A 19,597-nucleotide genomic window follows, 5' to 3' on the forward strand; every position below is an offset into this window, starting at 1 on the left:
AAAATAAAAGCGCCGTAGCCTAGAGCCACGGCGCTTTTATTTTGTGCTTTACCGAAAGGCCGCTGCCAGCAGCAACAGCCTTTCTTAACTATAAAAAATGGTCAGAAATTAATAGGTAAATTCGTTTGCCTCAATCATAGCAGCGGCTATGCGGCGACGCGCTTCTTTCGTGTTGTACAGGTCCTTCTTCGTGAAACGCTTCAGGCCCATAAACAGCAGGCGCTGCTCATCGCCTTCGGCCATGGCGGCAATTGCCTCCTTACCAGCTTTAAAAGAAGTATCCACGGCATCGTTTACCGTAACACGCACAATATCAATTTCGTTAGCAACGGCCTCTTCACCTTTCTGGCTCACCAGTTTCTCCACACGCAGCAAAGTAGACTCCGCCACATACGTTTTAATAGACATGTCAGCGATGTTCATCAGAATCTCCTGCTCTTTTGCCAGCGAGTTCATGTACTTCTGCACGGCTGTACCGGCTACCATCAAAATGGCTTTCTTCAGGTTTTTAATTGCCTTGTGCTCTGCCGAGAACAATGTTTCTTCCTCTGTATTAAAATCCGGAATGGCCATCAGTTCCTGCTGCACCGCCTGGGCTGGGCCCATCAGATCCAACTCGCCTTTCAGCGCTTTTTTCAGGATCATGTCTACGGTAAGCATGCGGTTGATTTCGTTGGTACCCTCAAAAATGCGGTTGATGCGTGAATCGCGGTACGCGCGGTCCATAGGGTAATCGGCTGAGAAGCCGTAGCCACCGTAGATCTGCACGCCTTCGTCCACCACGTAATCCAGCACCTCGGAGCCTTCTACTTTCAGCATGGCGCACTCTACGGCAAATTCGCGGGCAGCACCCAGCAGCGCTTCGTTCTCGTTCGCTCCGCCGGCCATCAGCTCCTGCTCCTTGCGGTAAATATCCATTCCGCAGCGGTACAGCGCCGACTCCACCGCGTAAATGCGGATAGCCTGCTCAGCTAGTTTATAACGGATAGCACCGAATTTAGAGATTGGCAGTTTAAATTGGTGGCGCTCATTAGCATACTTAACTGATAGGTTAGCCACACTTTTGGCAGCACCTAAAGTAGCAGCACCAAGTTTGATACGGCCAATGTTCAGGATGTTAAACGCGATAAGGTGCCCTTTGCCGATCTCGCCCAAAACGTTCTCTTTCGGAACTTCGCAGTCTTCAAAGAAAACCTGGCGGGTAGATGATCCTTTGATACCCATCTTATGCTCTTCGTTGCCTAAGCTCAGGCCTTTAGAGTCTTTATCCACAATAAAGCCAGTAAACTTGTCGCCATCAACTTGTGCAAACACTACAAACACATCGGCAAAGCCAGCATTGGTAATCCACATTTTCTGGCCGTTCAGGATGTAATGCGTGCCTGCCTCGTTCAGCTCAGCTTTGGTTTTGGCTGCAAGCGCGTCAGAGCCAGAACCCGGCTCCGTTAAACAGTAAGCCGACATCCACTCGCCGCTCACCAGCTTCGGGATATACTTGTTCTTCTGCTCCTCGTTGCCGAAGTATAAAATCGGAAGTGTACCAATACCCGTGTGCGCCGCAAAGGCAACTGGAAACGAGTGGCCACCGCCTACTGACTCTGTTACCAGCAGCGAGGTGTTAAAATCCATGTCCAGGCCGCCGTACTGCTCCGGTACAGATACTGCAAATAGCCCTAGCTCGCCTGCTTTTTTCATCAGGTTCTCCATTAGGCCTTCTTCATGGTTATCGAGACGGTCTAATAGCGGGTATACTTCCTCACGCACAAAATCGCGGCATGTCTGAGCCATCATGCGCTGCTCCTCATTAAAGTCAGCAGGTATAAATACGTCTTGCGGGTTAGTCTCCTTTATCAGGAATTCACCACCTTGGATGGTGGCTTTTTTGTCTGTTATATTTTCCATGGCAGGTTATCTTTTTATATTCTGAATACAGTCTTAGTAATTTATTTAAAGGCAATGCTGGCGCGAGCTTCCTCGCTCGTGATGCACCATAATTTGGGCTTCTGCCCCAGTTGAGTTACAAACTCAACTTTATCGTAAGACACGAGTTGTAAACTCGCGCCAGCAAAAGTTTTATGTCGTGTGGCGTGATACGTGATACCCTATTTCAGCAGTTCAAACACACCGGCCACACCTTGTCCGCCGCCAACGCAGGCAGTAACAAGGCCGTGCTTGCCGCCGGTTCTGCGCAGGTCGCTGAAAAGTTGCACCGACAGCTTGGCGCCAGAGCAGCCCAGCGGGTGACCAAGGGCAATGGCACCTCCGTTGATGTTCAGCTTATCCGGATCGAACTCCAGGTGGCGCATAACAGCGATAGATTGTGCCGCAAAGGCCTCGTTCATCTCGATCAGGTCGATATCGTTGAGTGTCATGCCGGCTTGCTTCAGCGCTTTAGGCACAGCCGCAATCGGCCCCATACCCATAATGCGCGGATCTACGCCGCCGGTTCCGTAACTAATTAACCGGGCAATCGGTTCGAGGTTCAATTCTTTCACCATACGCTCGCTCATCACGATTACGAAAGCAGCTCCGTCGGACGTTTGTGAGGAGTTACCGGCCGTTACCGTACCACCAGCCGCAAATACAGGCTTCAGGCGGGCAAGCGCTTCCATAGACGTATTGGCACGCGGGCCTTCGTCAGTATCTACCACATAAGTGCGCGTCTTCTTTTTGCCGTTCTCGTCCAGGTAAGTCTCCTCCACGGTTACCGGCACGATCTGATCTTTGAAGTAGCCGTTTTTGATGGCGTTTATTGCCTTTTGATGCGACTTAAATGCAAACTCATCCTGGTCTTCACGTGAAACATTGTAGTCGTTAGCCACTGCCTCAGCCGTTAAGCCCATGCTCAGGTACCAGTCGGGGTTATTTTTGGCGATCTTATAGTTTGGAACGGTTTTCCAGCCGGCTGTTGGCACCATCGACATAGATTCCGTACCGCCTGCCACGATACAATCTGCCATACCTGCTGCGATGCGATTTGCGGCAATGGCAATTGTTTCCAGGCCTGAGCCGCAGTAGCGGTTCACCGTCATGCCACTCACGGACATTGGCAAGGCCAAAAGCGAGATCATACGGCCAATCTGAAGCCCCTGCTCTGCCTCCGGTACAGCGTTCCCCACAATCAGGTCGTCTACGCGCTCAGGATCGAGGGCTGGCACAGAGTCCATTACATGTTTGATGACGTCAGCGGCCAGGTCATCAGGTCTGGTGAACCGAAACCCGCCACGGCCCGCTTTACCCACGGCGCTACGAAATCCGGCTACGATATATGCATTGTTCATTTTGATGCTCTTTTATAGTTTATACTATAGTTCTTAATTTCTCAGTGGCTTGCCTGTGGTCAGGATGCTCTGGATACGCTCCAGTGTTTTGCGCTCCCCTGTCAGCGACAGGAAGGCCTCACGCTCCAGATCCAGCAGGTACTGCTCGCTTACCTCGGTCGGGGCCGACAGATCGCCGCCGCACATCACATAAGCCAGTTTTTGCGAAATTTTCAGGTCGTGCTCCGACATATAACGGCCAGTATACATGGCGTTGGCACCTGTCAGGAACATACCTAAGGCTCCTTTGCCTTGTACCTTCACGTTTGTGCGCTGTACCGGCTTGGTGTAACCAGCATCTGCCAGAAGTATAGCCTGCGCTTTGGCATCGGCTATCAGTCGGTTGCTGTTGATCGTGATGCCGTCGCTCTTGCGCATAAATCCTAAGTCAACGGCTTCTTTAGCCGAGGTAGAAACCTTCGCCATACCGATGTTCAGGAACACGTTTTTCAGGTCGTTGTACTCGATGTCGCCGTCAGCATACATATCGGCAGCGCGAAGCGTCATCTCTTTTGTACCGCCACCGCCTGGTATCAGGCCAACACCAAACTCCACCAAGCCCATATAAGTCTCAGCGGACGCTTGTATATGGTCGACGTGCAGGTTCAGCTCGCAGCCACCGCCCAGCGTTAGGCCATGCGGAGCACCTACCACAGGAATAGCCGAGTAGCGCATGCGCATCATGGTGTTCTGGAACTGGCGGATAATCATGTTCAGTTCATCGTAATCCTGGTCCAGCGCATACATATAGATAAGGCCCACGTTGGCACCGGCAGAGAAATTAGCTCCCTGGTTGCCCACTACCATACCACGGAAATCTTTCTCGGCAAGCTCTATCCCTTTGTTCAGAGCCTGAATCACATCGCCGCCAATGGTGTTCATCTTCGTGTGGAACTCTACGTTCAGGATGCCATCTCCCAGGTCAAGTATGGTAGCGCCGCTGTTTTTCCAGATCACGTTGCTGCTGCGCAGGTTATCCAGGATAATGAAGTTCTCAGCGCCAGGTATGGCTTTATACTCGTTGCTGTTGATGTCGTAGTAGCGGCGGGTGCCGTTCTCTACAATGTAGAAAGATTCTTTGCCGTGCTCCAGCATCTTCTCTACCCAAGGCGCAGGCTGATAGCCGTTCTCGATCATGCGCTGCACACCTTCGCGGGCGCCAATGGCATCCCAGTACTCAAACGGACCAAGTTCCCAACCAAAGCCGGCACGCATGGCATCGTCTATTCTGTATAGTTCGTCGGAGATTTCTGGGATACGGTTGCTCACGTACTGGAACAGCCCGTAAAGCGACTCGTTGAAAAACTGTGCGGCTTTATCGTTTTGTTTGGAGAAGGTCTTGATGCGTTTCTTCAGGTCATCGATCGGCTTGAGCACTTCCAGGCTCTGGAACTTAGGCCGCTGCTTTGGCCCGTACTCCAGTGTGTTCAGGTCCAGCGTCAGTATCTCAGTTTTGCCTTTGGCGTCTTTTGTCTTTTTGTAGAAGCCCTGACCGGTTTTATCGCCCAGCCATTTGTTCTCTACCATCTTCTGAAGGTAGTCAGGCAGCTTGAACAACTCTCTGGACTCGTCGTTCTCGCCTGTCTGATACAGGCCATTGGCCACATTTGCCAGGGTATCCAGGCCAACCACATCCAGTGTGCGGAACGTAGCCGACTTCGGACGGCCAATGATCGGACCGGAAATCTTATCTACCTCATCCACGTTCAGGCCCAGTTTGCTCATTACTTGCAGGCCCTGCATAATGGCATAAATGCCTACACGGTTCGCAATAAAGGCAGGCGTATCTTTGGCCAGAACGGTAGTTTTGCCTAAATATAAATCACCGTAGTGCATCAGAAAATCAACTACCTTTTCATCCGTTTCCGGAGTAGGAATGATTTCGAGCAGCTTGAGGTAGCGCGGCGGGTTAAAGAAGTGCGTGCCGCAGAAGTGTTTCTTAAAATCGTCGGAGCGGCCGTCCAGCATCATGTGGATCGGGATGCCCGAGGTGTTAGACGAGATAAGCGTACCCGGCTTACGGTGCTGCTCCACCTGGTCATACACAATCTTCTTTATTTTCAGGTTCTCCACTACCACCTCAATGGTCCAGTCGGCAGTGGCGATGTCCTTCATGTTATCTTCAAAGTTGCCTGTCTTGATCAGGCTGGCATCGGCCTTGCGGTACAGCGGCGATGGATTGGAGTTGATGGCCGCCTTCAGCGAACTATCCACGATGCGGTTGCGCACAGCTTTGCTTTCCAGCGTCTGCCCTTTTTTCTCTTCGTCCGGCGTGAGCTCTTTGGGTACGATGTCGAGCAGCAGCACCTGCACCCCGATATTGGCAAAGTGGCAGGCAATGCGAGAGCCCATCACTCCGGAGCCAAGCACGGCTACTTTCTTGATTATTCTTTTCATAGAATAGCGATAGTTGTCTATGGGTTAAAAGATTTTTTTATTTTCGATCATGCCAAGTATATGGCCACACACTTTAAAGAACACATCCAGCTCCTCCTGCGGTATCTCTTCGCGCACCTTGTTGTTGAACTGCTTCACCGTTAGCCGCGACACCTCCTTTTTCTCCAGCCCCTTCTCCGTTAGGAAAATACGCACCAGGCGCTTGTCGTTGGGATCTGATACTTTATAGATAAGGTTTTTCTCCTCCATGCTTTTGAGGATGCGGGTGAGGCTGCGGGCCTCCAGGCCAAGCAATGGAGCTATTTTAGTGGCGGGAGTGCCTTTGTCCTGGTCTATGTTGAGCAGCACAAAGCCAATGGATGTGGTAATATCGTTCTGCGCCGCCTCGGCATTATACATACGCGAGATGGCGTGCCAACATACTTTAAAGTTATAGTCTACTGTTTCTTCGGGCTTCATCATTCGTAATGGTATATACCAAATATAGATAAAATTGTTATGCTTGCATACCTTTTTCAGCAAAAATTTTATCTGTACCCCTGGTGCAGCAGCTGGCAGTAATATTATAGGAGTTACAGGTATAGTTATACTCCAAACTTGCAGATGGGATTTGCTAAACTGCGATTAAGTATGAATAGAGCTAAAAAAAGCCCTTTCCGGTGGGGGAAAGGGCTTGGGGCAAGGATTTATACTTATAAACTATCGAGCAATGCTTTATCATACTCATGTCCTGGAGGCGGAGGAAGTGTTACATCTTTAGCAGTACTGAAATGTCGGTTCTTACTTGGCACAAACTTCTGGCTCTCAATAATATTTAACAACTCAGCAAGCTTAGGATACATCCCCTTAGGGGTACCAACCATATGTACTTCACCATTAGCCATATTAAAACGTGCAGATATGTAAGATTCATGCTCTGCAGTCAGCTCTTCTATTTTTAATCTATTAAAATCAATTGATGCTAGAACAGAGCGCACCTGAAACATTAACACAGAGTCTAGCACACCAGTATAGTTTGCTTCTATTTGGCAGCAGTACCTTTCTCTTAAGCGGTAATAAAATGTGCCATCTTCTAAAATCTCGACATCCTTGCTATTAGGTACACTGCTGAAACCTGGAAAGATGGAAAAAGTAATTCTCTCAAATTGCGCCTGCTTCTTAGCAGCAGGTGCTTCCACAACAGCAATAGCAGTCTCCTTCTGCCCACCACAGGACACAAGCACAGCAAAAGCTGCGAGTAGTAAGGCTTTTATTATTATAGGTTCGGGAAAGGCAAGCATGAAGTATAATAAGTCTAAACAAAATCATCCTGAAAGAACCTTAGCAGAAGCGAAACCTCCGCCCAGGATCCTTTCAGGATGACAAATTAGGTTATGGAAGTATGGCTGCAGTTAGTTTACCAGCATCAACCATACTTTATACTTTAGTACATGCCCTCAATCACATCGCGGTAGTTCTGCGTGATGATCTTGCGCTTTACTTTCAGGGTTGGTGTCAGTTCTCCGGTTTCTACTGTCCACAGGTTCGGGATGAGCGCAAACTTCTTGATGGTTTCGTACTGCGCCAGGCCTTCGTTGGCTTTCTCAATCTCACGCTTAAATTTCTCGATCACCTCCGGGTGCTTGATCATCTCCTCATCCGAAGTATACTTTAAGCCTTTGTGGTTTGCCCAGTCCTGCAGCCCCAGGAATGCCGGCACAATTAGCGCTGCGGCATACTTGCGGCCGTCGCCTACAATCATCACCTGCTCTATCACCACCGACTCTTTCAGCTTATTTTCTATTGGCTGCGGCGCCACATACTTGCCACCAGAGGTTTTGAACATCTCTTTTTTACGGTCCGTGATCTTCAGGTATTTGTCCTGTATCATCTCGCCGATATCACCGGTATGGAACCAGTTATCCTGGTCGATCACCTCGGCAGTCAGGTCCGGCTTTTTATAGTAGCCCTTCATCACGTGCGGTCCGCGGGTCAGTATCTCTCCGTCTTCTGCTATTTTAATCTCTACCTCGTCAATGGCCATACCTACGGTCCCGATCATGTTATTCTCCGGCTCGTAGCGGTTTACGGCAATTACCGGCGATGTCTCTGTCAGGCCGTAGCCTTCCATGATGCGGATATTGGCCGACCAGAACACGCGCGCCAGACGCGGCTGCAGCGCTGCACCACCCGAAACGATCACTTTTACATTGCCGCCCAGGGCTTCGCGCCATTTGCTGAAGATAATTTTGTTGGCCAAATCCAGCTGCTTGTTGTACCACCAGCCGTGGTCTACCTGCGGGTCATACTTCAGGCCCAGCTCCAGCGCCCAGAAAAACAGTTTGCGCTTTACGCCTGTCAGTTCCATGCCGGTAGCTACAATCTTATCGTATACTTTCTCGAGCAGGCGCGGCACTGTGGTAAACAGGTGCGGCTTTACCTCCTTCAGGTTATCGGCTACTTTCTCTATGCTTTCGGCATAGTAAATAGACACCCCAAAACGGAAGTACAGGTAAAGCAGCATACGCTCAAACACGTGGCAAAGCGGCAGGAAGCTCAGCGCGCGATGGGTATGGTTTACTGGCACGTAAGGTCCTGCTCCGCGCACGTTGCTCATCAGGTTATTGTGCGTCAGCATAACGCCTTTGGGGTTACCCGTGGTGCCCGAAGTATAAATAATAGTCAGGGTATCATCCGGCTTCACGGCGGCTTTTAGCGGCTCCAGCTGCGCCACATCTCCAGACTCGCCCATCTTCAGCACTTCGCTCCAGTTTTTGGCGCCGTGTATGTCATCAAAAGTATAAATCTCCTTGATGCCTTCCATACCCTCGGTGGCGGCCACTACTTTGTTGTAAAGAGAAGCATCCGCTACGAAAATAGCCTTTACCTCGGCATCGTTAAAGATATAGCGGTAGTCCTCTTCTGTTATAGTCGGGTACATCGGAACGCTGATGGCTCCTATTTGCTGAATCCCGAAATCTACAAGCACCCACTCCGGCCGGTTGAACGAAATGATCGCTACTTTGTCTTCTTTACCTATTCCAAGTTTCAGCAAGCCCAAGCTCACTTTGTTGGCATATTCCTGCACATCACTGGTGGTATACTTTTGCCAGCTGCCGTTTACTTTAGCCGCCAAACAGTCGGGCTGCGGGTAGTTCTGCAACTGGTAAGGCAAAAGATCGAAGGTACGGGTTACGTTCATAGTGTAGCGTTATACAACAGTATTTTGATTAAATAGCTTGCAAAACAGGTAAAGATCAGTGAAAAAGACCTGTTCTTGATGCATTTTAATTATTTTTTTCGAATTCTGCCACGGCAGACCATATAAATATTTCCCATGTGTTATATTTATACTTTTAGAAGTATGGCCATACATACGCATAAACCCATACTTGTTTCCTGTATGCTGAAAGTGATTTTTCGGAGATAAGCCAACAACGCCACACCTATGAACCTGTCAATCTTTTTCGAGCCCCTGAGCGAGGAGGTTTTTTCCAACCTGAACAAGCCGCGCACGCTTGGCTCCTACGTCAGCCGTTTCGTGAGCAAGTTCCCTGATTGGCGCTCTGCCGACATTGCCATACTTGGCGTAAACGAAACACGCGGCCGCAGCAGCGAGCAGGAAGACCTGCCAGGCCTTGTTACCACCCAGGCTCCGGCCAGGTTGGTGCGCAAAAAGCTTCTGAGCATGACTAAAGGCAGTGGCCGCTGCCAGATTGTAGACTTGGGCAACTTGCGCCCCGGCATTACGCTGGAAGACACGCACCTGCGCCTGAAGGAGATCGTGGAAGTGCTTATCTCTCATAACACCATCCCGGTTATTATTGGCGGCTCTCATGACCTGGAGTATGGCCAGTACATGGGCTACGAGCACCTGGACCGCGTGGTGAACATGGTAACTGTAGACAGCAGCGTGGACATGACCGAAGACACAGACGCAGCGCCAAACAAAAAGCAGCTGCGCCAGATACTCATGCACGAGCCCAACTACCTCTTCAGCCTGAGTCAAATTGGGTACCAGTCGTACCTGGTGGAGCCTGAGGTAATGGCTACTTTTGAGAAGATGCACTTTGAGGCTTACCGTGTAGGGGAGGTGCACCGTAGTGTGCAGGAGATGGAGCCGGTAGTACGTGTGGCGGATTTGCTGACTTTTGATATCGCAGGCATACGCCACCAGGACGCACCAGGCTATGTTCCCGCCAACCCGTTTGGGCTTACCGGAGAGGAGGCTTGCCAGCTATGCTGGTACGCCGGCCTGAACGACAACCTGACTTCATTGGGTATCTATGAGTACAACCCCGACCTCGACGACCGTGAGCTAACCGCCATGACCATCGCCACCATGATCTGGTATTTTATAGAAGGCTTTTACCATCGCAAAAACGAGACAAGCTTTAACAACCGGAACTTTACAAAGTATGCCGTAGCCTTTACCGAAGATAACCCCGACCGCATGATCTTCTTTAAAAGCCGCAGCAGCGAAAAGTGGTGGCTGGAAGTAGAACCCCTGAGTTCCGACAAAGGCAGCCGCATTGTGCCCTGCAGCTACGAAGATTACCTGCAAGCCACGAAAGGCGAGGTGCCCAACCGCTGGATTCTAACACAGGCCCGCATCGGTTAAGCTCAGGTTTTGTAGTTTTGGGAACGAACTATATAGAAGCATGCGCTCTCTCCGGGTATACTTCTTTTTGGAAAGCACCAGGACGACCACCGGCAGTTACAGCCGTTTCTTAGCTTTTAAAACCTAAACCAGGCAATGATTTTACCAGAATATACGCTACAGCAACTGGCGCTACGAAACGGCCAAGACCGCGACGAAGTATGGGTAGCTTACCAAGGCGTGATCTATGACGTTAAAAAGTCCAGAATGTGGCGCAACGGCAAACACTATGAGCACTGGGCCGGGCAGGATTTAACAGAAGAACTGGCTGATGCACCGCATAATGCCAATGTTTTTGATAAATTTGAGGCTGTGGGCCTTGTTAAGAATTCTGCCTACCGTCCGGCGCAGAATTAACAGACCTCAAAATAAAACCGTATATTAGGGTTACCACTTGTATAAACACAAATAATTCAAATTTATACCAATGATATTTATAGCTGATAGCGGCTCAACGAAAACAGACTGGCGCATCGTATCGAGCGACAACGAGCTGGGCCAGGCACAAACTGCCGGATTTAACCCGATGTACCAGGAGGCTGACGAGATTTACCAGGAGATACACGATGTACTGCTGCCACAGCTAAACGACCAAAAACCTGAGGCTATCTACTACTACGGCGCAGGCTGCAGCTCCCCGGAGCGTAACAAACGTGTGGAAGAAGCGCTTCTTAGAGCTTTCCCGGATGCACTGATCCATGTCGACCATGACCTGCTGGCGGCGGCGCGCGCGCTGTGCGGCCGCAAGCCTGGCATAGCCTGTATTCTGGGCACCGGCTCTAACACCTGCCTTTACGACGGCACCAACATTACGGATAACGTACCATCGCTGGGCTTCCTGCTAGGCGACGAGGGCAGCGGCGCTTATATGGGCAAGCTGCTGATAAAGGCATACCTGTACCGCGAATTGCCTGAGGATTTGGCTACATCACTGAAAAACACCTATGGCCTGACCAAAGACGGTATTCTGGACACGCTGTACGGCTCTGCCATTCCGAGCCGTTACATGGCTACGTTTGCCAAGTTCATGTACGACAAGCAGAAGAACCCGATTATCCACAGCATGATCTATGAGAACTTCTCTGAGTTTTTTGAGCGCCATGTGGTAAAGTATGAAGGCTACCAAGTCCTACCGGTAAACTTTGTGGGTTCTATTGCCTACCACTTCAGCGATATACTAAAGCAGGTAGCGAAGAAGTATGGCCTGCACGTAGAAACTATTCTGCAGAGCCCAAGCGAAGGCCTGATCAAATATCACCAGGAGCTGCTGCAAACATTCGGCACTCCTAAAAAAGCGTAAAGTATAATTATAAAGGATAAAGAGATGGCTCCAACTGTCTCTTTATCCTTTTACCTGTTCATCACCTTAAAACACCTTACACAGTGTCTACTACCGAATCAACGTCCAACTACGACGGATTAGAGCAAATGAGCGTGCATGAGCTGCTCGTAAACATAAACCGCGAAGATAAAACCGTACCCCTTGCCGTAGAAAAAGCTATTCCGCAGCTAGAGGCTTTGGTAAACGCCACAGTGGAGCGCCTGAACCAGGGCGGCCGCTTGTTCTACATCGGTGCCGGCACCAGTGGCCGTTTGGGTGTTGTGGATGCTTCAGAATGCCCTCCTACCTATGGCGTACCGCATGGCATGGTGGTAGGCATTATGGCTGGCGGCGATGCAGCTATCCGTAAAGCAGTAGAGTTTGCCGAAGACGATGAGCAGCAAGCCTGGAAAGACCTGCAGGAACATAATATTTCGGATAAGGATATTGTGGTAGGTATAGCCGCCTCTGGTCGCACACCCTACGTAATAGGTGGCCTGAACGCTTGCCGTGAGCGCGGTATCGCCACAGGTTGTGTTGTTTGTAATGCGGATAGTGCCGTAGCCGCCGCTGCTGAGTTTCCGGTAGAGGTTGTTACCGGACCCGAGTTTGTGACAGGAAGCACCCGCATGAAAGCAGGAACAGCTCAAAAACTCGCCCTCAACATGCTCACTACCTCCACCATGATTAAGCTTGGCCGCGTAAAAGGCAACAAAATGGTAGACATGCAGCTCTCTAACTTAAAGCTGGTAGACAGGGGCACCCGCATGGTGATGGAAGAGCTAAACATTGGCAGAGCGGAGGCAGGCGCCTTACTTAAAAAGTATGGCAGTGTACGCGCTGCCGTAGAAGCCTACCGCAACGGAAACGGGCATCAGGTTTGAAAAACACAGAAACAGCAAGAGCCGGAGCAAAACTCCGGCTCTTTTTTTATACTTGTAGGCGGCGCAAACTTCAACCATACTTATCTTAACACACCAATGCACCGTTAACTATACTATAGCAACCCACAGAAGACGATCTGAATGAAAACTGGCATAGCGTCTCTTCTAATTGGCATGATAGGCTTGGCAATAGTAACTTATTTTTACTACCAAACCGCGCACTTTGGCCAGCTGCAGGATGTAGCCACCGCCCCTGCCCTGAATTATACAACCAGGCTCATACTGTTTATACTTGAAGCTGCGGGTGCAGTAGCAGGGTTTTTATCTTACAAAAAGTGGCGAACTAAAGTCGGGCTGTTGGGTATGGGCTTATGCACGCTTAGCCTTATTTTGCTTCTATACTACCCTTTCTAGGTTGATTGATTCCAGCAAATCCTAAATCTACACTTTACTACTTCATCGTCAGCTTCTCCAGCAGCACCCGGGCAGCCTCTTTGCTTGGCACTACATAATTTATCACCGACCACGGATAAGTAAGTATAAACTGCTCTCGGTTCTTGTCGCCGATGTGCACTATTTTATACTTGTACAGCTCCAGCGGCTCAAGCCCAAGCTCTTTGCGGCGCTTATCAACCCTTTCTTCTTCTTTTCTGCTGATTTTTGTGGTCATGTAGTCATCCAACGAGCCGAGTTCCTCATCGCCGGTGCATTGGCCGCAGTTTATCTTGGCGAAAACGCGGGAGCCATACTTGCTGGTACCCGCCTGCTGGTCTAAAAGGTAAGCAGCGGCTTGTGGGGCTATGCGGCCCTGCTGTACTGCTTTTGTGAGTACTTCTGTAAAGTCGTGGCCTTTGCGTGCTTTTGTCTGCCGCTCAATCACAACCGTGAAGCGGGGCAGCAACTCCAAGGTATCGGCTAAACCTATCTGGTCTTCGCCGGGATAGCCATACTCCTCCACCCAGCCGAGCAGCAGCTTTGTGTTAGCATCTTCAATTTCCCGTATGGTGTCGCCGTGCACGCGCCAGCCACCTTCGGCCTGCCGGAAGTACTGGTCTCGGGCATACAGTTCATCCAGGTCGGCACGCAGTTCTTTGTTCAGCTTCTGCTCATACTTTTCGCGGCGCTTCGGGTATTTTTTTGCAAATTTCTTCCAGTGCTTTGTGCTCCGCAGCGAGTCTAGCACCGGCTGTTGCTCCAGGTACTCCAAGCCCACGCCTTTCTGCACCAGCTCCTCCAGGTAATTAAAAGTCTGTTTGCGGTCCTGTAGCTCCAGCGCACAGATTGCCGCATTGTAATAATCGCGGGCGAAAGGAGAAGGCACAGCGGCAAAGGCTCTTTTGTAGGTACGCAGTGCCTGTTGATAGTTTCGATCTACTACCAGCAGTTCCGCCTCGTTTATGACCGGGTGGTATACCTGCGTGTAGTCAGGCGCCTCTTGGGCAAAAGTATACTGCTGCACCAGCAGCAGCACCACAAAGTATAAAAATAGTTTTCTGAACATTGTTGTAGAGCTGATGGCGCGGGAGGTACGGCGGCAGCCCTGTTTTAGCTGCTGCTACCGTAGCCAGTCTATGGCTGTATCGCGCTCATCTAATTTAAAGAATTTCACATTATCTCCGGGAGGCTGCACACCCGACCGCTGCAGCCACTCCTCATGTCCGGCTATAGCCACCTTACTTAAATCGCTGTAATACTGCACCCGGTGCTTCAGGTCTTCCCACATGGCTTCCGGTGTGGCTCCGTTAGGCTGAAGCACCTCCAGATACAAACGCAGATTGGAGCTTTGAATTGCCTGCTTGTCCAGCAGCTGGTTTATAGTCTGGTAATCGCCTGCGGATAGCCCGCTGAGGGTAGCCAGCCCTACCACGTGCCTTGGCATCGCCTCCAGCACCGATACGCCCTCTTCGGCCTTTTCGGGTATAGGCAGCCGCAGCCAGTCTAGCGCCTTTTCTTTATCAGCCAGGCCAAAAGCCATCACTTCAAAATGTGGTGTCAGAAAATTAGCCAGCCTCGACTGTTTTTTAACCCAGTCTTTGTCTGTTACAATTACATAACGGGCTATTTTGTTCCAGCTATGGAACTTCATCTTCAGGGTATCGAAAAATGACTGCACACTATCCCAGTCGCCGAAGCTGATAAACTCAAAGTATAAGTATACCTTCTCATGAGCGCAGGCTTTCTTCTCCATCTCATGTACAATTGCTCTAAGGCCAGATTCGTCAATATAGTGTTGCACGTGGAAACCCGCCAGGTTGCCTTCTTCAAACTGAATAATAGAAACCATATTTTGCCGAAAAGTTAAAGTTGAGCCGCGCTCTTTGTGGATATCTTTGCTACTGTAAAGCAGCGCTATAATCTACATACAGCAGGAGCTTCTAAACTGTTTCCTTATCTTGCCTTTTACTTTGCTAACTTAGCGGCTTTTGCTTTATTTAACCTGCACCGGTGCCTAAACGCCGCAAAAAAGGATAGCGCTGCGGCTAACTTTGCGACAGCCATTGCAGTAAGTTATGCTACAGCTGCTAAACCTGTACTTATTGCTTATGCACACAATAGAACCATACTACAACTGGATTGAGAAGTATTCTGCCTCCGAAGACCCGTGCTCGCCCCTTTACGGAGCCGAAAACAGCCTCTCGCAATACACCCATACCATTTACGGGTATTTTATACACCCGCAGTGGGACGACATGGACTCTGAAACGCTTTTCCTGAAGATCCTTTTTGTTGATTATGACCTGAGCTTTGCCGTGATTGAGCTGATAGGCGAGTGGAACGATGCCATAAACAACGATATTATGCAGCTGAAGCGTAACATCATCGACCCTATGATAGAAGAAGGCGTTAAAAACTATATTTTAATCGGGGAGAATGTATTTAACTTTCACGGCTCCGACGACTCCTACTACGAAGAATGGTTTGAGGACATAGAAGAAGGTTGGATAGCTGCACTAGGGTTTCAGGATTTTGTATTGAGTGAGATGAAGAACTATAACCTGGACTACTACATTAACTATGGCGGCAACCTGGACGATATTCATTGGCGTACCTTTACGCCTAAACGCTTGTTCGGGCTTGTAAACAGCCTGATTCAGAAGCGGCTGGGGCCATAGCAAAAGAGCCTGCACAACGCGTTGTGCAGGCTCTTTTGCTATTAAGGTTAACGGTATTACTTCTTATCTATTTCGTCTTCTACTTCTTCAGCAGCTTCTTCCACTTCGTCGGCAGCCTCTTCTGCTGCGTTCTCTACTTCGTCAGCTCCCTCCTCTACTGTGTTTTCTGTAGAAGCGCAGGCACCCAGGGTAAATAACCCTGCAACTGCCATGGTATAAAAAATCTTTTTCATCGTTTGTAGTTTTAAGTGTGTAGTGGCAGCGTGGCATGCTTAACTTTCATTACCATGCCTATTGAGAATTCTTAGCAAACTAATGGCAAGATTACTCAATTACAGTGTTAGTGTCTGCTTCTTGGATTTCTTCCTGATACTCACCTCTTTCCTCTTCCAGTTCACGTCTTTCCTCGGCTATGTCATCTACATCACCTTCAGCTCGCTCATCAGCCAAATCCTCTCTTTCCTCTATAACGTCCTCTCTCTCACTAGCGGGAGAGTCGCAGGAGGTGGCAAAAGTAAATGTGCCCATGGCAAATAACATAAAGATTAATTTCTTCATAACTTATTAGGTTTTGGTTTTACATTTTTGACTCCACCTTGCTTCAAGTACATACATGCACCCAAGCAAAGAGTTCTTTACTTCAACGTTACTAACCTATCCTAGGTTAATCATCAAAATGATAAGGAGAGATCACCAACCTGCTAATCGCAAAAATTTGTGGCATACTGTTCTCTACGACCAATATTCTTATTTATACTTTAAGGTACTGCATATTCACTCAGTTAAAAGTGCAGCACTTTTAACTGAGTGAATATATGACAATGGTCAAACCCAGTATGGCTGCTCTACTCGATTACAGCTGTTGTGTCTTCCATTTCATCGGCCATATCGTCCATTTCTTCGGCTCTTTCCTCTGCGTTGTCTTCCATTTCCTCTACGGCTTCTTCTCTATCCTCAGCTCTTTCTTCAGCCGGAGAGTCGCAAGAAGCAAAGCCAAACAGGCCTGCAAGGGCAAATACATACAGTACTTTTTTCATGGTTCTTATTGTTTAGTGGTGGGATATTCCCTTTTGAATAGCACAGCATACTACAGGCTGCGCCAAAACATGAGAACAATACGCGCTGCTTCCTATATAGTTTTTGCAAATATTGTAAAAACGCAAAGAGGCACCTTTTCAGGTGCCTCTCCGGAAGCTTGCTAGCAGCTAATTATCTTTAAAAGACAGTTACTTTTTCTTAAATAGTATCCTGATCGGAACACCTTTGAAATCGAAGTGCTCGCGCATCCTGTTCTCCAGGTAGCGCATGTATGGCTCCTTAATGTACTGGGGCAGGTTGCAGAAAAACGCAAACGTAGGGTTGTGTGTTGGCAACTGCGTGATATACTTAATCTTGATAAACTTGCCTTTGTTTGACGGCGGCGGGTAACGCTCGATATCGGGCAGCAGCAAGTCGTTCAGCTTAGAAGTTGGGATTTTACGCGTCTTGTTGTCGTATACCTCCATGGCCACCTCAATGGCTTTGTGGATACGCTGCTTCGTTACCACCGATGTAAAGATGATCGGCACGTAAGATATTGGCGCAATACGGCTGTAGATTTCCTCTTCAAAATGCTTGGTAGTATGCGTATCTTTCTCCACCAGGTCCCACTTGTTCACCAGAACCACGATACCTTTGCGGTTCTTCTCAGCCAGGGCGATGATGTTTACGTCCTGCGCCTCGATGCCGCGCGTGGCATCCAAAATTACGATACAGACATCAGAGTCTTCCAGGGCGCGCACCGAGCGCAGCACAGAATAAAACTCAATGTCTTCGCTTACCTTGCTTTTGCGGCGCAAACCGGCCGTATCTACAATGATAAACTCCTGGCCAAACGCGTTGTAGCGGGCATGGATGGCATCGCGGGTGGTACCGGCTCTATCGGTTACAATGTTGCGCTCATGGCCGAGCAGCAGGTTAACAAAGGATGACTTGCCTACGTTCGGGCGGCCAAACACACCAATCTTCGGAATGCCTGCGTCCGGGTCTTCTATGCCTTCGTCTTTAAAGTGCTTTACAACTTCGTCCAGCAGTTCGCCGGTTCCGGAGCCGCTCTGCGAGGAGATCGGGAAAATATCTATACCTACACCCAGAGAGTAAAACTCGCCCATTTGGTGCATGCGGGCATTTGTATCGGCTTTGTTAGCCACTACATACACCGGCTTATCAGTGCGGCGCAGCACGTTGGCAAACTCTTCGTCCAAACCTGTCAGGCCGGCATCCACGTCCACCATAAACAGGATCACGTCAGCCTCGTTCATGGCCAGCTCAACCTGGCGGTTAATCTCGGATTCAAAAATATCGTCGGAGCCGTGCACGTAGCCACCTGTGTCTATCACGGTGAAGTACTTGCCGGTCCAGTCGCCGTGGCCGTAGCTGCGGTCGCGAGTTACGCCGCTCACGTTGTCCATGATGGCTTTGCGCTGGCCTATCAAGCGGTTAAAAAGGGTAGACTTGCCTACGTTTGGGCGGCCTACAATGGCAATGATGTTGGTTGACATCGAACTAAAATAAAAGTGTTAAAGTGCCCCCGGAGCACCGTGCCCCGAAGCTTTATGGTGCGCTACTCTTCGCGGTAGCCGAAGCGCCGAAGCAGCTTCTGGTCTGTCCGCCAGTTCTCGTTCACGCGCACGTATAAATCAAGAAATATCTTTTTCTGGAAGAAGTTCTCCATATCGAGGCGGGCCTGCGTGCCTACTTTTTTCAGCGCCTCGCCCTTGTTACCGATCACAATGCCCTTCTGGCTGCGTCGCTCCACACTGATCTCTGCACGAATCCGTATGATGTCCTCCTCTTCCTTGAACTCCTCTACCACCACCTCGCAGCTGTAAGGGATCTCTTTCTTATAGTTGAGGAAGATCTTTTCCCGGATCATCTCCGACACAAAGAAACGCTCTGGTTTGTCTGTCAGTTCATCTTTGGGATAAAAGGCCGGATGCTCTGGCAGGTAATGCAGTAAGCGCGCGAAAAGCTGGTCCAGCCCAAAATTGTGCAAAGCTGAAATGGGATGTATTTCCGTCGGGTTCATGTGCTCCTGCCAGTAGGCCACCTTCTCGTTAACCTCCTCTTCGGTGGCCTGGTCAATCTTGTTGATCAGTAGAAGTATGGGCACCTTAGCGTGCTGCAGGCGCTTGATCACGTCGTCCTCATCGTGCTTCTCATAAATGTCCGTCACAAACAGTATAACATCGGCGTCCTCCAGCGAGGTGCGCACAAAACCCATCATCGACTCGTGCAGGGCATACTGCGGTTTAATGATACCCGGGGTGTCAGAATACACGATCTGGAAATCATCGCTGTTCAGGATACCCATGATGCGGTGGCGCGTTGTCTGGGCTTTTGACGTGATGATAGAGAGCTTCTCTCCTACCAGTGCGTTCATCAGCGTTGATTTACCCACATTTGGTTTCCCTACTATACTTACAAAACCTGCTTTGTGCGGTGTGTCAGCCATACTCTTAAAATTTGAGGGTGCAAAATTACTTCTTTTTTACGAGAGTCTGGCAGAATGTCTAAATTATTGTGAATGAGGATGTGAGCGCATGAGCACTTTGTTGCCCAGAATTGCTTTCTATACTTGCAGCAGAAAGCTGGTTAGCACCTTTTCTAATACATCCTGCCGTGAACTTTAAAGTCATATTTATTATGAGGCAAGTTTTTAGCTTGCGCAAGTATAAGTATAAATCACCCTCGCCGGTTAGAAGTTTGCCAGATGCAGCACCACAAGCCGTTTATGGCAGCATTGCCATTTCATAAACCAGCTTCTTAAACCTTTTTTATACTTGTGGCTTTATGCTTTACCGCCTCTATAAGGCATAAAGAATTCTGATCGGCAAGAAAGAATTATACTTAGTATCTTTGCACCAGATAAGCACTTATACTTT

19 protein-coding genes are annotated in these 19,597 nt (G+C 49.3%); 6 read left to right on the forward strand and 13 right to left on the reverse strand.

Going from position 1 to position 19,597, the window contains the following annotated elements; genetic code table 11:
* Positions 1-108: 108 nt before the first annotated feature.
* From Q1B04_RS11495 to Q1B04_RS11520, 6 genes are all read right to left on the reverse strand, one after another.
* Positions 109-1,902, reverse strand: coding sequence for an acyl-CoA dehydrogenase family protein (locus tag Q1B04_RS11495; protein ID WP_299758959.1), 1,794 nt, complete (start codon positions 1,900-1,902; stop codon positions 109-111).
* A gap of 200 nt (positions 1,903-2,102) precedes the next feature.
* On the reverse strand, positions 2,103-3,281 hold the full coding sequence (locus tag Q1B04_RS11500) for an acetyl-CoA C-acyltransferase (RefSeq protein WP_299758960.1): 1,179 nt from the start codon (positions 3,279-3,281) through the stop codon (positions 2,103-2,105).
* 33 nt (positions 3,282-3,314) lie between these two features.
* Entirely contained in the window at positions 3,315-5,717 is a 2,403-nt protein-coding gene (locus tag Q1B04_RS11505; RefSeq protein ID WP_299758961.1) for a 3-hydroxyacyl-CoA dehydrogenase/enoyl-CoA hydratase family protein, read from the reverse strand.
* Between the two features lie 24 nt (positions 5,718-5,741).
* A complete protein-coding gene (locus tag Q1B04_RS11510; RefSeq protein ID WP_299759101.1) occupies positions 5,742-6,176 on the reverse strand; it encodes a MarR family transcriptional regulator in 435 nt (144 codons plus the stop codon).
* A gap of 233 nt (positions 6,177-6,409) precedes the next feature.
* Complete coding sequence (locus tag Q1B04_RS11515; RefSeq protein WP_299758962.1) at positions 6,410-6,997, reverse strand: hypothetical protein; 588 nt, start codon at positions 6,995-6,997, stop codon at positions 6,410-6,412.
* 143 nt (positions 6,998-7,140) lie between these two features.
* On the reverse strand, positions 7,141-8,898 hold the full coding sequence (locus Q1B04_RS11520) for a long-chain fatty acid--CoA ligase (RefSeq protein WP_299758963.1): 1,758 nt from the start codon (positions 8,896-8,898) through the stop codon (positions 7,141-7,143).
* A 246-nt stretch (positions 8,899-9,144) separates the two neighbouring features.
* On the opposite strand from Q1B04_RS11520, the gene Q1B04_RS11525 reads away from it, so the two are divergent.
* The 5 genes from Q1B04_RS11525 to Q1B04_RS11545 all read left to right on the forward strand — a co-directional run bounded on the left by Q1B04_RS11525 (position 9,145) and on the right by Q1B04_RS11545 (position 12,975).
* A complete protein-coding gene (locus Q1B04_RS11525; protein WP_299758964.1) occupies positions 9,145-10,317 on the forward strand; it encodes a formimidoylglutamase in 1,173 nt (390 codons plus the stop codon).
* Positions 10,318-10,452: 135 nt separating this feature from the next.
* The gene (locus tag Q1B04_RS11530; RefSeq protein WP_299758965.1) at positions 10,453-10,713 is read left to right on the forward strand and encodes a cytochrome b5 domain-containing protein; all 261 of its coding nucleotides are present in this window, start codon (positions 10,453-10,455) and stop codon (positions 10,711-10,713) included.
* 70 nt (positions 10,714-10,783) lie between these two features.
* A complete protein-coding gene (locus Q1B04_RS11535; RefSeq protein ID WP_299758966.1) occupies positions 10,784-11,656 on the forward strand; it encodes a hypothetical protein in 873 nt (290 codons plus the stop codon).
* A gap of 83 nt (positions 11,657-11,739) precedes the next feature.
* A complete protein-coding gene (gene murQ, locus Q1B04_RS11540; protein WP_299758967.1) occupies positions 11,740-12,561 on the forward strand; it encodes an N-acetylmuramic acid 6-phosphate etherase in 822 nt (273 codons plus the stop codon).
* A gap of 141 nt (positions 12,562-12,702) precedes the next feature.
* Positions 12,703-12,975 carry a hypothetical protein gene (locus Q1B04_RS11545; protein ID WP_299758968.1) on the forward strand — a complete coding sequence of 91 codons (273 nt, stop codon included), beginning with the start codon at positions 12,703-12,705 and terminating at the stop codon, positions 12,973-12,975.
* Positions 12,976-13,012: 37 nt separating this feature from the next.
* Here the strand turns inward: Q1B04_RS11545 and Q1B04_RS11550 are convergent, their stop codons facing one another.
* Both Q1B04_RS11550 and Q1B04_RS11555 read right to left on the reverse strand, forming a co-directional pair.
* Positions 13,013-14,062 carry a hypothetical protein gene (locus Q1B04_RS11550; protein WP_299758969.1) on the reverse strand — a complete coding sequence of 350 codons (1,050 nt, stop codon included), beginning with the start codon at positions 14,060-14,062 and terminating at the stop codon, positions 13,013-13,015.
* A gap of 54 nt (positions 14,063-14,116) precedes the next feature.
* A complete protein-coding gene (locus Q1B04_RS11555) occupies positions 14,117-14,845 on the reverse strand; it encodes an STAS/SEC14 domain-containing protein (RefSeq protein WP_299758970.1) in 729 nt (242 codons plus the stop codon).
* Between the two features lie 259 nt (positions 14,846-15,104).
* On the opposite strand from Q1B04_RS11555, the gene Q1B04_RS11560 reads away from it, so the two are divergent.
* On the forward strand, positions 15,105-15,674 hold the full coding sequence (locus Q1B04_RS11560; RefSeq protein ID WP_299758971.1) for a hypothetical protein: 570 nt from the start codon (positions 15,105-15,107) through the stop codon (positions 15,672-15,674).
* 56 nt (positions 15,675-15,730) lie between these two features.
* Here Q1B04_RS11560 and Q1B04_RS11565 read toward each other — a convergent pair whose 3' ends face one another.
* The 5 genes from Q1B04_RS11565 to era all read right to left on the reverse strand — a co-directional run bounded on the left by Q1B04_RS11565 (position 15,731) and on the right by era (position 19,167).
* A complete protein-coding gene (locus Q1B04_RS11565) occupies positions 15,731-15,907 on the reverse strand; it encodes a hypothetical protein (RefSeq protein WP_299758972.1) in 177 nt (58 codons plus the stop codon).
* A 91-nt stretch (positions 15,908-15,998) separates the two neighbouring features.
* Positions 15,999-16,232 carry a hypothetical protein gene (locus tag Q1B04_RS11570; RefSeq protein ID WP_299758973.1) on the reverse strand — a complete coding sequence of 78 codons (234 nt, stop codon included), beginning with the start codon at positions 16,230-16,232 and terminating at the stop codon, positions 15,999-16,001.
* A 287-nt stretch (positions 16,233-16,519) separates the two neighbouring features.
* Positions 16,520-16,711, reverse strand: coding sequence for a hypothetical protein (locus Q1B04_RS11575; protein ID WP_299758974.1), 192 nt, complete (start codon positions 16,709-16,711; stop codon positions 16,520-16,522).
* A gap of 189 nt (positions 16,712-16,900) precedes the next feature.
* Positions 16,901-18,214, reverse strand: coding sequence for a ribosome biogenesis GTPase Der (der, locus tag Q1B04_RS11580; protein WP_299758975.1), 1,314 nt, complete (start codon positions 18,212-18,214; stop codon positions 16,901-16,903).
* A gap of 62 nt (positions 18,215-18,276) precedes the next feature.
* The gene (era, locus tag Q1B04_RS11585) at positions 18,277-19,167 is read right to left on the reverse strand and encodes a GTPase Era (RefSeq protein WP_299758976.1); all 891 of its coding nucleotides are present in this window, start codon (positions 19,165-19,167) and stop codon (positions 18,277-18,279) included.
* Between the last annotated feature and the right edge of the window lie 430 nt (positions 19,168-19,597).

This window comes from uncultured Pontibacter sp. (genome assembly GCF_947495565.1).
Taxonomy (GTDB): domain Bacteria; phylum Bacteroidota; class Bacteroidia; order Cytophagales; family Hymenobacteraceae; genus Pontibacter.

Excerpts from the sequence above, each read along its gene's own strand:
- Q1B04_RS11495 (WP_299758959.1), bottom strand. The coding sequence starts at position 1,902 with ATGGAAAATATAACAGACAAAAAAGCCACCATCCAAGGTGGTGAATTC.
- Q1B04_RS11500 (WP_299758960.1), bottom strand. The coding sequence starts at position 3,281 with ATGAACAATGCATATATCGTAGCCGGATTTCGTAGCGCCGTGGGTAAA.
- Q1B04_RS11505 (WP_299758961.1), bottom strand. The coding sequence starts at position 5,717 with ATGAAAAGAATAATCAAGAAAGTAGCCGTGCTTGGCTCCGGAGTGATG.
- Q1B04_RS11510 (WP_299759101.1), bottom strand. The coding sequence starts at position 6,176 with ATGAAGCCCGAAGAAACAGTAGACTATAACTTTAAAGTATGTTGGCAC.
- Q1B04_RS11515 (WP_299758962.1), bottom strand. The coding sequence starts at position 6,997 with ATGCTTGCCTTTCCCGAACCTATAATAATAAAAGCCTTACTACTCGCA.
- Q1B04_RS11520 (WP_299758963.1), bottom strand. The coding sequence starts at position 8,898 with ATGAACGTAACCCGTACCTTCGATCTTTTGCCTTACCAGTTGCAGAAC.
- Q1B04_RS11525 (WP_299758964.1), top strand. The coding sequence starts at position 9,145 with ATGAACCTGTCAATCTTTTTCGAGCCCCTGAGCGAGGAGGTTTTTTCC.
- Q1B04_RS11530 (WP_299758965.1), top strand. The coding sequence starts at position 10,453 with ATGATTTTACCAGAATATACGCTACAGCAACTGGCGCTACGAAACGGC.
- Q1B04_RS11535 (WP_299758966.1), top strand. The coding sequence starts at position 10,784 with ATGATATTTATAGCTGATAGCGGCTCAACGAAAACAGACTGGCGCATC.
- Q1B04_RS11545 (WP_299758968.1), top strand. The coding sequence starts at position 12,703 with ATGAAAACTGGCATAGCGTCTCTTCTAATTGGCATGATAGGCTTGGCA.
- Q1B04_RS11550 (WP_299758969.1), bottom strand. The coding sequence starts at position 14,062 with ATGTTCAGAAAACTATTTTTATACTTTGTGGTGCTGCTGCTGGTGCAG.
- Q1B04_RS11555 (WP_299758970.1), bottom strand. The coding sequence starts at position 14,845 with ATGGTTTCTATTATTCAGTTTGAAGAAGGCAACCTGGCGGGTTTCCAC.
- Q1B04_RS11560 (WP_299758971.1), top strand. The coding sequence starts at position 15,105 with ATGCACACAATAGAACCATACTACAACTGGATTGAGAAGTATTCTGCC.
- Q1B04_RS11565 (WP_299758972.1), bottom strand. The coding sequence starts at position 15,907 with ATGAAAAAGATTTTTTATACCATGGCAGTTGCAGGGTTATTTACCCTG.
- Q1B04_RS11570 (WP_299758973.1), bottom strand. The coding sequence starts at position 16,232 with ATGAAGAAATTAATCTTTATGTTATTTGCCATGGGCACATTTACTTTT.
- Q1B04_RS11575 (WP_299758974.1), bottom strand. The coding sequence starts at position 16,711 with ATGAAAAAAGTACTGTATGTATTTGCCCTTGCAGGCCTGTTTGGCTTT.
- der (WP_299758975.1), bottom strand. The coding sequence starts at position 18,214 with ATGTCAACCAACATCATTGCCATTGTAGGCCGCCCAAACGTAGGCAAG.
- era (WP_299758976.1), bottom strand. The coding sequence starts at position 19,167 with ATGGCTGACACACCGCACAAAGCAGGTTTTGTAAGTATAGTAGGGAAA.